The 13,098-nt window shown below is 74.6% G+C and carries 8 protein-coding genes; 2 read left to right on the top strand and 6 right to left on the bottom strand.

What is annotated here, in order from left to right; all coding sequences use genetic code 11:
- The first annotated feature begins 145 nt into the window (after positions 1-145).
- The gene (locus tag ACH4K1_RS03700) at positions 146-2,377 is read left to right on the top strand and encodes a transglycosylase domain-containing protein (protein WP_398086190.1); all 2,232 of its coding nucleotides are present in this window, start codon (positions 146-148) and stop codon (positions 2,375-2,377) included.
- Between the two features lie 66 nt (positions 2,378-2,443).
- On the opposite strand, the gene ACH4K1_RS03705 is transcribed toward ACH4K1_RS03700, so the two are convergent.
- From ACH4K1_RS03705 to ACH4K1_RS03715, 3 genes are all read right to left on the bottom strand, one after another.
- Complete coding sequence (locus ACH4K1_RS03705) at positions 2,444-4,357, bottom strand: SpoIIE family protein phosphatase (RefSeq protein WP_228990424.1); 1,914 nt, start codon at positions 4,355-4,357, stop codon at positions 2,444-2,446.
- 383 nt (positions 4,358-4,740) lie between these two features.
- Positions 4,741-5,427, bottom strand: coding sequence for a DUF402 domain-containing protein (locus tag ACH4K1_RS03710; protein WP_398086193.1), 687 nt, complete (start codon positions 5,425-5,427; stop codon positions 4,741-4,743).
- Positions 5,428-5,589: 162 nt separating this feature from the next.
- Positions 5,590-6,996: a class II fumarate hydratase gene (locus ACH4K1_RS03715; RefSeq protein ID WP_398086594.1), complete on the bottom strand. Its 1,407-nt coding sequence runs from the start codon at positions 6,994-6,996 to the stop codon at positions 5,590-5,592.
- Between the two features lie 139 nt (positions 6,997-7,135).
- Between ACH4K1_RS03715 and ACH4K1_RS03720 the strand changes: the two genes are divergently transcribed.
- Positions 7,136-8,689 (top strand): ricin-type beta-trefoil lectin domain protein, encoded by a 1,554-nt coding sequence (locus ACH4K1_RS03720; RefSeq protein ID WP_398086196.1) that lies wholly within the window; start codon positions 7,136-7,138, stop codon positions 8,687-8,689.
- A gap of 75 nt (positions 8,690-8,764) precedes the next feature.
- Here ACH4K1_RS03720 and ACH4K1_RS03725 read toward each other — a convergent pair whose 3' ends face one another.
- The 3 genes from ACH4K1_RS03725 to ACH4K1_RS03735 form a co-directional block, all read right to left on the bottom strand.
- A complete protein-coding gene (locus tag ACH4K1_RS03725; protein ID WP_398086198.1) occupies positions 8,765-11,362 on the bottom strand; it encodes an amino acid adenylation domain-containing protein in 2,598 nt (865 codons plus the stop codon).
- An 85-nt stretch (positions 11,363-11,447) separates the two neighbouring features.
- Entirely contained in the window at positions 11,448-12,320 is an 873-nt protein-coding gene (locus tag ACH4K1_RS03730; protein ID WP_398086200.1) for an SDR family oxidoreductase, read from the bottom strand.
- Entirely contained in the window at positions 12,317-13,039 is a 723-nt protein-coding gene (locus tag ACH4K1_RS03735) for a thioesterase II family protein (protein ID WP_398086595.1), read from the bottom strand. Before ACH4K1_RS03735 ends, ACH4K1_RS03730 begins: the two co-directional genes overlap by 4 nt.
- Between the last annotated feature and the right edge of the window lie 59 nt (positions 13,040-13,098).

Consider the following 13,098-nt stretch of genomic DNA (forward strand, 5'->3'; position numbering starts at 1 on the left):
CTACGAGAGCGGGTGCTGATTCTCACGTCCGTAAAAGGCTGGATCGCTCGTCTTTTGTCCCGGCCGTGGGTGTTAGCTGGCAGGTCTGAGTCACCTGACGACACCGAGCGAGCCGGTCGAGCAGAGAAGCGGGAGCAACACACCAATGGGTCGAGCGGATGCGCGACGAGCCCCGGCGCGGGAGTCGCGCGGGGACCGGAAGAGCGGCGGCATACGCGGACTCTTCACGTGGAAGAAGCTGCTGGGCACGTTCTTCGGGATCGTCCTGCTGGGCATGGGCGCCTTCGGCGCGCTCTACCTGTACGTCGACGTCCCGGCCGCCAACGCCATGGCGGAGCGGCAGAGCAACGTCTACAAGTACAGCGACGGCACCGTCCTCGCCCGGACCGGCAAGGGCGTCAACCGCCAGATCATCGACCTGGACCAGGTGCCGAAGAAGGTGCAGCACGCCTTCGTCGCCGCCGAGAACAAGACCTTCTACAAGGACCAGGGCGTCGACCTGAAGGGCACCACCCGCGCTCTCTTCAACACCCTCAGCGGCAAGGGCAAGCAGGGCGGCTCGACCATCACCCAGCAGTACGTGAAGAACTACTACCTGACGCAGGACCCCACCGTGAGCCGCAAGCTCAAGGAGGTGGTGATCTCCCTCAAGGTGGACCAGAAGCAGTCCAAGGACCAGATCCTCGCCGGGTACATCAACACCGCCTACTACGGACGCGGCGCGAGCGGCGTCCAGGCCGCCGCCCAGGCGTACTACGGCGTTGACGCCGAGGAGCTGGACGTCGCGCAGGGCGCCTACCTCGCCTCCCTCCTCCAGGCGCCCAGCCAGTACGACTGGAACTCCGCGAGCCCCACGGGGAAGAAGCTGGTCAAGGAGCGCTGGGCCTACACCCTGCGCAACATGGTCGAGATGAAGTGGCTGACCGAGTCCGAGAGGGCCGGCCTCGAATTCCCCGTCCCGCAGAAGCCCAAGCCCGCCCCCGGCATGGAGGGCCAGGCCGGCTACCTCGTCGAGGCCGCCAACAAGGAGCTGGAGAAGCAGGGCGTCACCGAGGAGGACCGCCTGGCCGGCGGCTGGACCTTCACGCTCACCGTCGACAAGAAGCGCCAGAAGGCGCTGGAGAAGTCGGTGCACGACCAGCTGGAGTCCAAGCTCGACCGCCAGGGCGACAAGGTCGACGCCACCGTCCAGGCCGGCGCCACCTCCGTCGACCCCAAGACCGGCGAGGTCGTCGCGCTGTACGGCGGTGAGGACTACGTCAAGCACTACATCAGCAACGCGACCCGCCAGGACTACCAGCCCGCCTCCACCTTCAAGCCGCTGGTGCTCGCCTCCGCCCTGGAGAACGAGTCGACCACCCAGGACGGCAGCCTGATCGGGCTCAACACGATCTACGACGGCACCAGCAAGCGGCCCGTGGTCGGCAGCGACACCCCGTTCGCCCCGCAGAACGAGGACGACCGCAGCTACGGTCGGATCTCCGTCCAGCAGGCGATGAACAGCTCGGTCAACTCCGTCTTCGCCCAGATGATCGTCGACGTGTCGCCGGCCAAGACCAAGGCGACCGCGCTCGCCCTCGGCGTACCGGACAAGAACTTCCCCGAGCGTCCCGCCGTCAGCCTCGGCACCATGAACGCCTCGACCTGGGACATGGCCGGCGTCTACGCCACGCTCGACAACCACGGCCGGAAGGTCACCCCGCACATCCTCCGGTCGGCCGAGCACCGCGACCGCACGGTGAAACCGCAGAAGCCCAAGCGGGAGCAGGTCATCAGCCGTGCCTCGGCCGACACCGTCACCAAGGCGCTCACCGGGGTCGTCGACGCGGGGTCCGGCCGCGAGGCCAACACCTCCGCCTACGACGCGGCGGGCAAGACGGGCACCTCCGAGGACAACAAGTCCGCCTGGTTCGCCGGGTACACACCGGAGCTGACCACGGTCGTGGCGCTCTTCGGCGAGGGCGACGGCGGCCGCAAGCAGGTCTCCCTGACCGGTACGGCCAACTCCGGCCGCGCCAACGGCGGCGGCTTCCCCGCCCGGATCTGGGCCGACTACACCCTCGGCGCCCTCGGCGGCGGCTCGGACAGGACGTTCGACCTCCAGGACGTGGAGCGCGGCGAGGTGCCCGCCCCGCCGACCCCGCCCGCCACCCCCTCCGAGCGGCCCACCGAGTCCGAGGAGCCGACCCCGTCGGACACCCCGTCCGAGACGCCGAGCGAGACGCCCACCGAGGCCCCGACCACGCCCGCCCCGCCGCCCACCACCACCCCGCCGACCTTCACGCCGCCCACCGTCCCTTCGCTGCCGCCCCAGCCCGGGGAGGGCGACGGCCAGCCGGGCGAGCGGCCCGGCGGCAACGGAGCGGCCCCGCAGTGAGGCCGTGAGGACGGACGGAGGGGGCGGACCCGAAACGGGCCCGCCCCCTCCGCCGTACCGCGTCCCTTACGGCGCCGCCGGCCGCGCCGCCATCTCGAACCAGACGACCTTGCCCGTCGAGAGCCGCGTCGCGCCCCACCGCCGGGCCAGCCGGTTGACCAGGAACAGGCCGCGCCCGCCCTCGTCCGTCTCCCGCGCCTTGCGCTGCCGGGGCAGTTGCGGGGAGTCGTCGCCGACCTCGCAGCGCAGCACGTCCGTCCGCAGCAGCCGCAGCGTCACCGGCCGCTCCGCGTAGCGCACGGCGTTGGTGACCACCTCGCTGACCAGCAGCTCCACCTCGTCGGCCAGGTCGTCCAGCCCCCACCGGCCCAGGGCCCGCCGGGCCAGCCGGCGCGCCCGGCCCGGGGCGGCGTCCTCCGGCTCCAGGGACCAGTACGCCACGTCGCTCGGCGCGATCCCGTCGAAACGGGCGGCGAGCAGCGCGATGTCGTCGTCGCGGTCGCCGGGCCCGAGCATGTCCAGCACGTCGTCGCAGAGCGCTTCCAGCGGCGGCGAGTGGTCCGGGCCGGTGAGCCGGGCGGTCGCCGCGAGGCGCTCCCGCAGCTGCTCGATGCCCGTCCACACGTCCCGCAGCCGCGACTCCACCAGCCCGTCGGTGTACAGCAGCAGCGTCGCTCCGGCGGGAGCGTCCAGCTCGACCGCCTCGAAGTCGACGCCGCCCACCCCGATCGGGGCGCCCGCCGGCACCCGCAGCACCTCGGCCCGCCCGCCCAGGTGCAGCAGCACGGGCGGCGGATGTCCGGCGTTGGCGACGGTGATCCGGTGCGCCACCGGGTCGTACACCGCGTACAGGCAGGTCGCCATGCGGTCGCTGCCGAGCCGCTGCGCCTGCTCGTCCAGGTGGTGCAGCACCTCCTGCGGCGGCAGGTCGAGCTGGGCGAGGGTCTGCGCCGTCGTGCGGAGCTGCCCCATGATCGCCGCCGAGGTCATCGAGTGGCCCATCACGTCGCCGACGACCAGCGCCACCCGGCTGCCGGGCAACGGGATCGCGTCGTACCAGTCACCGCCGACCCGGGCCGTCTCGGCCGCCGGGAGGTAGCGCGAGGCGAGCCGCACGCCGGTGGGCTGGGGGAGCGAGTCGGGCAGCATCGTGCGCTGCAACTCGTCGGCGATGTAGGCCTCGCGCCCGTACAGCACGGCCTTGTCGATGCCGAGCGCGGTGTGCGTCGCCAACTGGGCGGCGACCAGCAGGTCGCTGGCCTCGAACGAGGGCCGTTCGGTGCCGCGCACGAAGACCGCCGCGCCGATGACCCGGCGGCGTCCGCGCAGCGGGGCGAGGATCGCCCGGTGGCCGGTGGGGACGGACCGGCCGGGGCCCAGCAGCTCCGGCAGGGCGGCCCGCGCCGCCGCCGAGTCGCCGAAGACCGGCCGCACGCCGCGCAGCACCTCGGCCAGCGCCCCGTCCGCCCGCACCTCGCACAGCTCGGCGGCGGGCATGAGGTCGGCCTGGGGGTCGAGGATCAGCGGGCGCAGCCGCTCGGTCTCGGAGCCGACCGCCTCGGCGCCCTCCTCGTCGCTGACGCGCAGCCGGTCGCTGCGGCGCAGCCGCAGCACGAACGGGCTCACCGGGCGCTCGTCGCCCACCGGGAGCGGATCGCGCAGGTAGACGAGGATCGCGTCGGAGAAGGTCGGCACGCTGGCGCGGCACAGCCCGAGGACGATCTCGTCGAGGTCGATGCCCCGGGCGATCCGCCGGGTCGCCGCGCCGACGAAGCGCAGCCGGTCGCCCTCGCGGCGGGTGGCCGCCTGCGCGTCGGCGACGGCGGCCGCTCCGGGGGCCGGGCCCGGTGCGGCGGCCGGAGCGGGCACCGCGGCAGCGGCGGCGGCGGCCGCGGCGTCCTGCTGCCGGGGCCGGGTGCGCTCCTGCTGCCGGGCGGCGAGCGGCTGCCGGCCTTCGTGGGAGGTGGGGTGCTCCGTCACGCGTGGGATTCCGTCCGTCCGGGCCGGTTGTATGAGGCAGTCACCTCGTGGGGCGCTACTGTGCCCCGGCAGGCGCGGGAAGAACAACGGCTGTCACCGGCCGCCCCCGGGGGAGGGGCCGAAACCGAACGCCGCGGAACAGGCCGGAAGGCGGTCCCTCCGGCGGAGGGCGCGGCGAGCGGGCAGCGGACAGCGTGCATGTCTCCACCCCCTCGTAGTGGTCCCGCGTCCGCGCGGAACGCACGGGCCCGTGGCCCGCACCTCCGCACGACCGGTGTGGTGACGTGTGATCAGTTCCGGTGCGGCGGCCGCTGGTTGCGGCTGTCGGCCCTCCGTGCGTCCGGGCCTGCCGACCGGACCGCCCGAAGGGTTCTTCCAGGGTCTCACGACGGCGTGCGGGCGGGGGTGCGGTCCCAGTCATCCGGCAGCGGCGGCACCTGCCACCCCGGATCGGGCCGCCAGTGCTCCCAGCCGTCCCGGAACGGCGACCCCCAGCCGGTGATCACCTCGACCGCCGCCAGGCCCGCCTGCCGGACCCGCCGGGCGGTCCTCCGGTCCATCAGGCCCACCTGCTGCGCCTGCGCGAACTCGTCCTCGTCCAGCCATTTCCAGCTCCGGTCGGGGCTCACGGAGATGTCGAGAAAGTGATCCTCGGAATCCACCCCTCCGGCCCACCGGGTGCGGGGCTCCTCCAGGTTCACGTACCAGTTGCGGAACATCCAGCCGCGGTCCCAGAACAGCCACACCGACCACGGCTCCCCGGGCCGGGCCAGCTTCAGCACCCCGGAGCCGAACCAGGTCGAGCGGGCCGTGGTGCGCGGGGCGGTGTAGCGGGTGGCCAGCGGTTCGGCGTGCACCTGGGTGCCGTCCGCCAGCACCGGCCGTACGCACTCGGTGCCGGGCGCCATCCAGACGGCGAGCAGGTCGTCGGTGTCCTGGACGACGGTCACCGGACGGCAGATGTGCACGGGCGCGGCCCCGGCCGCCCGGTGGGCCCGGCCGTTGTCGCGGTAGCGCCAGAGGATCTGGTCCCCCGGCGCCCAGCGTGCGCACTCTTCCGTACCTGTCATGGAGAGATCCTACGGAGCGTCCCCGCCGTCCCGCTGCGACTCAGGTCACCCGGGGTGCGGGCCGGGCCGCCCGGGGGCGCGGCCCGCACCCCCGCGCCCCGGCCCGCGCCCCCGCGCCCCGGTCCGGGGCCCCGCACGCCGGCCCGGGCCCCGGCCGGGGGTTCAGGGGCGAGTCATCCGCAGCACGTCCAACGCCTCGTCGAGCTGCTCCGCCGTCAGGTCGCCGCGCTCCACGTAGCCCAGGGCCAGGACCGTCTCGCGGATCGTCGTCCCGTCCTTGAGGGACTTCTTCGCGACCTTCGCCGCCTCCTCGTAGCCGATGTACTTGTTGAGCGGGGTCACCACGGACGGCGAGGACTCGGCGTAGGCGCGGGCCCGCTCGGCGTCGGCGGTGATCCCGTCGACCGTGCGGTCCGCCAGCAGGCGGGAGGCGTTGGCGAGCAGCCGTACGGACTCCAGCAGGTTCTTCGCCATGACCGGGAGCATCACGTTCAGCTCGAAGTTGCCGGCGGCGCCCGCCGCGGCCACCGTCGCGTCGTTGCCGACGACCTGGGCCGCGACCATCAGGACCGCCTCGGGGATCACCGGGTTGACCTTGCCCGGCATGATCGACGAACCGGGCTGGAGGTCGGGCAACGCGATCTCCGCGAGGCCGGTGCGGGGCCCGGACGCCATCCACCGCAGATCGTTGCAGATCTTCGTCAGGGAGACGGCGACGGTCCTGAGCTGGCCCGACGTCTCCACCAGCCCGTCCCGCGCGCCCTGCGCCTCGAAGTGGTCGCGGGCCTCGGTGAGCGGCAGCCCGGTGGCCTGCGCGACCTCCGCGATCACGGCGGCGGAGAAACCGGGCGGGGTGTTGATGCCGGTGCCCACCGCCGTACCGCCCAGGGGCAGTTCGGCCAGCCGGGGCAGGGAGGCGCGCAGCCGCTCCACGCCGTGGCGGACCTGCGCCGCGTAACCGCCGAACTCCTGGCCGAGGGTGACCGGGGTGGCGTCCATGAGGTGCGTACGGCCGGACTTCACGACCTCCGCGAATTCGGCCGATTTCCGCCCCAGGGAGGCGGCCAGGTGGTCGAGCGCCGGGATCAGGTCGGCGGTGACGGCGGCGGTGGCCGCGATGTGGATGGAGGACGGGAAGACGTCGTTGGAGGACTGGGAGGCGTTCACATGGTCGTTGGGGTGGACCTCGCGGCCCAGGCGCTCGGTGGCGAGGGTGGCGATCACCTCGTTGGCGTTCATGTTCGAGGAGGTGCCCGACCCCGTCTGGAACACGTCCACCGGGAAGTGGTCGTCCCACCGGCCCGCCGCGACCTCCTCCGCCGCCTCCTGGATCGCGGCGGCGATCTCCGGATCCAGCACCTTCAGTTCGGCGTTGACCTTGGCGGCCGCGCCCTTGATGCGGGCCAGCGCCTCGATGTGCGCCCGCTCCAGCCGCTGCCCGGAGACGGGGAAGTTCTCCACCGCCCGCTGGGTCTGGGCCCGCCACTTGGCGTCCGCGGGGACCCGCACCTCGCCCATCGAGTCGTGTTCGGTCCGGAACCCGCCGCCCTCGGACGCGTCGCCGGGCATATCGGTCGATGTGGGGACTGACCTGTCGGCCATGGTGTTCAAACCTCCTGAAAAAGATGAGCACGTGTCTTGTTCTATGTATTCCCAAGCGGCCTACCGCCCAGTAAATACCGGGGGTAACCACTTACCGGGAGGCGCAATGAGGCGCACCAGCACCAGAGTTCGAGGGCACCGAAGCCTTCACCGGCTCCGCTGTACGATCGCCGCCGCCGTCGCTCTCGCGGCCGCCGTCGGCGGTATGGCCGCCGCCGGACCCGCGGGCGCGACGGAGCCGGGTACCAGCTCTATCGCATCCACCCCTCTCCCGCCCGCACTGGAAGCCGTCCGGGCGGCCGAGGCCACCCAGCTGTACGGGAGCCCCGCCGAGCGGCCGCTCGGCGACCGCAAGACCGGGCTGATCTCGCTCGGCGACAGCGAGATCTCCGGCGAGGGCGTCGGCACCTACGACCCCGGCACCAACGGGCCGGACAACTGGTGCCACCGCTCACCGGAGGCCGCCATCCACCGCACGGGCATCGCGGCGGACGTCACGTACAACGTCTCCTGCTCCGGTGCCTCTTCCGGGAACATCAGAATCGGCGGAAACAAGCAGTACGCCGACGAGCTCGTGCAGAGCGACAGCCTCGCGATCAAGGCCCGCAACACCCGGATCAAGATGATCGTGCTGGTCGCCGGGGCCAACGACGACCTCCAGTTCGGCCCCGTCATGACCGACTGCGTGGTGCGCTACATCAGCCTCCAGGGCCCCTGCGAGCCCAAGTACGCCGGAGGCTGGCAGGCCCGCGTGGACGCGCTGGTGCCCAAGGTCGAACAGACCGTCCGCGACCTGCGCACCGTCATGGCGGACGCCGGGTACGCGAACGACGACTACAAGCTCGTCCTGATGGGCTACCCGAGCCCCATCGGTCCGGACTTCCACGACAACCCGAAGTTCCCCGGCAAGCTGGCCTGCGGCGGACTGGGCTACGACTCCGACACCGTCTGGGGCCGCAACACCGCCGTACCCGCCTTCCAGGTCGGCATGCGCAAGGCCGCCGCGAGCACCGGAGCCGCCTACCTCGACAACTCCCGGCTCTTCCACGGCCACGAGGTGTGCAGCGAGAGCCCCTGGGCCCGCGGCCTCTACATCGACCTGACCAAGCCCGGCCTGCCCGACGAGAACTCGGTCCGGCAGTCCTTCCACCCCAACGCGGCCGGCCACCGGGCCTTCGCCTCCTGCTTGACCCAGATGTACGGCTCCGGGCTGCGCGAGGCGAGCTGCGCCGACCCGGCGAGCACGGGCAACCCGGTCCTGACCCGGGCGGCCTGGGACGACGTGTTCACCCCGCTGAAGAACGAGGGCACCGGCGGCTGCGTGGACGTGCCCGCCTCGGTCACCCGTAACGGCACGGCCGTCGGCGGCTGGGACTGCCACGGCGGACGCAACCAGAACTGGTGGTACGACAGCGGTACGCAGACCGCCCGCACCGCGCTCAGCCACGACCGCTGCCTCGACGTGCCCGGCGCGAAGTACACCGCCGGCGCCACGCTCGTGCTCTGGGACTGCTCGGGCGCGGCCAACCAGAAGTTCGTCCGGCAGGCGGGCACGCTCCGCCCGGCCGCGGCGACCGGCCTGTGCCTGACGCTGGCGGGGGCCAAGGACCCGCTCAGGCTCCAGGCGTGCGACGGCAGCGCGAAGCAGCGCTTCGCGTAACCGGAGGGGCGCGGGGGCGGCCGTGAGGGTACGGCCGCCCCCGCGCCGCGCCCTCTCCGGCCGGGGGCGGCCGCGTCACGCTTCCCCGGCCGCGGCCTCCTCGGCCAGGGCCTCGGCCAGCGCCCCCAGCGTCGGGGTCAGGTACAGCCGGCGCAGCGGTATGCCGGGCAGCCCGCGCTCCCGGGCGAGGGCGCCGATCCGGATCGCGTACAGGGAGTTGCCGCCCAGCTCCCAGAAGTCGTCGTCCGGGCCGACCTCCCGGACGCCGAGCACCTCCCGCCAGACGGCGGCGAGGACGGCCGCCGGGGAGTCCTCGCGGAGGGGCGGCCCGGAGGGCGCCGGGGCGGCGGCCCGGCGGGCTCCGGGCGCGGGCAGCCGGGCCGGGTCCAGTTTGCCGTTGGCCGTCAGGGGGAGCGCGGGCAGGACGGTCACCGTCGCGGGCGCCATGTGGGCGGGCAGCAGGCGGGCGGCCCGCTCCCGTACGGGCCCGGGGTCCCGGTCCGCTCCCGGCGCCGGGACCACGTACGCGTCGATCCGCACGGCCGCCGCGTCCCCGCTCCCGCCGCCGGTCACGGTGACCGCCGCCGCCGAGACCGCCGGGTCCTCCAGCAGGACGTGCCGGATCTCCCCGGGCTCGATCCGGAACCCCCGCACCTTCACCTGGTCGTCGATCCGGCCCAGGTGCTCCAGCGTTCCGTCGGACAGCAGCCGCCCCAGGTCCCCGCTGCGGTAGAGCCGCTGCCCCGCCGGGACCAGGGGGTCCGGGACGAAACGCGCGGCGGTCTCGGCGGGCCGGTTCAGATAGCCGAGGGCCACCCCCGCCCCGCCCACGTGGATCTCCCCGGGCGCACCCGGCGGCGCCGGCCGCCCGTACGCGTCCAGGACCCGGACCGACCAGCCGGGCAGCGGCCGCCCCACCGACCGGGAACCGGCCAGGGCCTCGCGGCGGGTCACGGTGGCCGCCGTGACGTGGACCGTGGTCTCGGTGATCCCGTACATGTTGACGACCCGGCAGCGGTCCTCGGGGTGCCGGTCGAACCAGCCCAGCAGCGGACGGGCGTCCAGCGGTTCGCCGCCCAGGACGACCAGCCGCGGGGCGGCCCGTTCGACGGCCGCCCGGTCGGCCGCCGCGAGCTGGGCGAACGCCGAGGGGGTCTGGCTCACCACGCTCACCCGTTCCCGTACCAGCAGGGCGTGGAAGTCCTCCGGCGAGCGCGTGGTCCAGTGGTCCACGACCACGAGCCGCCCGCCCGTCAGCAGCGCGCCCCAGATCTCCCACACCGAGAAGTCGAACGCCGCCGAGTGGAAGCACGTCCAGGTGTCGTCGGGCGAGAGGCCGAAGTCCTCGCGCACGGCCTCCACCAGGGCCGTGACGTTGGAGTGCGGGACGAGGACCCCCTTGGGACGGCCGGTGGAGCCCGAGGTGTGGATGGCGTAGGCGGGGGAGCCGGGCGTCCCACGGGGCGCCGGAGGCCGGGGCGGGCGGCCGGTGAGAGCGGCGGGGTCCTCGACCGTCAGCCGGACCCCCGCCTCCCGGGCGGTGCGCTCCCGCCGGTCCGCCGGATGCTCCGGGTCCAGCGGTACGTACCCGGCGCCCGCCTTCAGGATGCCGAGCATCGCCGCCACCAGCTCCGCCGAGCGGGGCAGGCAGAGCCCGACGAGATCGCCGGGCCGGACGCCCCGGGCGTACAGCCCGTCCGCGAACTCCTCGGCACGGGCGTCGAGTTCGCTGTAGGAGAGGGTGGCGGAGCCGCAGGTGAGGGCGGGGGCGTCCGGGTGTGCGGCGACCTGCGCGGCGAACGCCTCGTCGATGCGGGGGGAGGGCGGGGCCGGACGCGTCGCCCCGAGCGCCGACCGGGCGGCGGCCTCCCGCTCGCTCGGGGGATCGAGCAGGCCGAGCGGCAGGGCGAGCGGCGCGTCGGCCAACGCCCGGCAGACGCGGTGCACGTGGTGTGCCGGTACGGGGAGGGCGTCCGGGCCCGCCGGGAGGGCGGGGGGCCCCGTCCCGTCCTCCGCCACCAGCTCCAGGGCGGGCGGGTCGTCGCCCTCGGCCGGGGCGGCCGGCTCGGCGGCGAGCAGGTCCGCGACGGTACGGCCGGGCGAGAGGTCCGCCGTGAGCACCGCGTACCCGTCGAGCGCCCCCAGGGCGTACGGCGGCCGGTCCCGGGCCGGTACGGGGACGGCGACCCGCACCGAGACCGCGCCCGTGTACCGGCCCGCGGCCACCGCCAGGGCCCCCGCCAGGCGGTGGGTCGCCGCGTCCAGGCGCAGGTCCGGGAGGAGCGGGCCCCGGGCCGGGGCCACCGCCCCGGGGCCCGCTTCACCGCACAGCACCCGGCCGACGAGCCGCAGCGAACGGGCGTCCAGCGCCGCGGCGTCGGCGGTGAGGACGAGGTCGGGCCCGGCGCCGGGGGAGCCCTCCGCCTCCGCGTAGCGCAGCAGCACCGCGCGCAGCCGGTGGCCCGGGCCGGGCGGGCGGCGGGCCTCGGCCTCGCGTCGCCGGGCGGCCGGGGCCGAGGCGGCCGGGGCGGGCACGGTCTCCGTCCACAGCCGGGGGCGGCGGCGGTCCTCGGGCCACCACAGCTCCGCCGCCTCCGTGAGCGCGGCGGCGAGGGAGGCGGCGTCGGTGGCCGGCGGCAGCCGGAGCGTCAGGGCGTGGTGGGCAGGCGGCACGTGCGCGGCTCCTCGCAGCAGAAGGCGGTATCGGGTCCTCGCGGGCGGTGCGGGCGGTGCGGGCGGTGCGGGGCGACGGCGGGCGTCAGCGGGCGGTGAACCCGCCGTCCACGGTGACCACGCTGCCCGTCACCTGCCGGGACTCGTCCGAGGCCAGCCAGAGCACCGCGTTCGCCACCTCGTCCGGCTCGACCAGCGCGTTCATCGGCTGGTCCCGGACGAAGGCGGCCCGGTGCTCCCCGTCCGGCACCTCCAGCGAGCGGGCGATCTCCGCCAGCATCCGGCCCTCCATCGCCCCGTCGTCCCGCACCGACCCCGGACACACCGCGTTCACCCGGACCCGGCGGGGCGCGTAGTCCAGGGCCACCGCCTTCGTCAGCCCGACCAGCCCGTGCTTGGCGGCGACGTACCCCGCGAAGTGCCGGTAGCCCACCAGCCCGGCCGTCGAGGCGACGTTGACGATCGAACCGGACCCCCGGGCCGCCATCCGGCCCCCCACGGCACGGATCGCCCGCCACGCGCCGCTCAGGTCCACATCGATCATCAGCTGCCATTCGGCCTCGGTGATCTCGTGCGCCGGACGGCCCGAAGGAGCCGCGATCCCCGCGTTGTTGACCAGGACGTCGATCCGCCCGAACCGCTCCTCGGCCGCCTCCGCCGCCGACTCCAGCGCCGCCAGGTCCCGTACGTCCGCCTGCCAGGTCAGCACGGCGGACCCGGACTCCCGACAGGCGTCGGCGGTGTGGGCGAGCTGGGAGGCCGAACCGAGCGGATACGGCACCCCGGGCAGGTCGCCCGCCACGTCCAGCAGCAGCAGGTCCGCCCCCTCGCGGGCGAACGCCAGCGCACAGGCCCGGCCCAGACCGCGCGCCGCCCCGGTGACCAGCGCCGCCCGCCCCGCGAGCCGCCCCGTACCGCTCCCGGGCGCCGGGCCCGGGCCGCGACCGCCCCCGCTCACCGGCCCCCCGCCGCGCGCACCTCGGCGGCCACCAGCTCCAGCAGCTCGCCCGGCCGCTCGGCGAGGTACATGTGCCCGCCGGCCGGTTCGGCCACCGTCAGCTTCCCGGTCGTCGCCCGGCCCCACTCGGCCGCCTCTGCGGCGCCGACCAAGGCGTCCTCACGCCCCCGCACCGAGAGCACGGGGACGCTCAACGGGCCCTCGAAGGAGGGGGCGTACGTCTCGTGGAGCCGGACGTCCGCCCGGAGCACCGGCAGCAGCAGCTCCCGCATCTCCGGATCGGCCAGCGCCGGATGGTCGTACCCGGCGAACGCCCGGACCCGGGCGGCGAACTCCTCGTCCGGTAGCCCGTCCGCCCGGTCCGTACGCGGTGTCCACGGTCCTGGCGCACCGCTGACGACCAGCGCCTCCAGACGGATCGCCCCGCCCGACCGCCCGATCCGGTGCGCCAGCTCGTACGCGAGCACCGCCCCCATGCTGTGCCCGAACAGCGCGACCCGGCCGCCGCCCGCGAGCGCCGCCGTCACCTGCGCGTACGCGTCGTCGACGGCCGGGGCCGCCGAGGTGTGGGCGGGCTCCGGAAACCGCTTCTCCCGGCCCGGCAGGGAGACCGGGAGGATCCGCAGCCCCTCGGGCGCCAGGCTCCGCCAGGGGGTGAAGAAGGAGGGGCCGGCCCCGGCGAAGGGCAGGCAGATGAGGACGGTGTCGTCGTCGGCCACGGTCGGTCCCGTTCTCTTTCTCTCCGTGCTCACGCGGCTTTCCTCCGTGCCCACGCGAC

It is taken from the genome of Streptomyces sp. NPDC017448 (assembly GCF_044330565.1).
Lineage (GTDB): Bacteria > Actinomycetota > Actinomycetes > Streptomycetales > Streptomycetaceae > Streptomyces.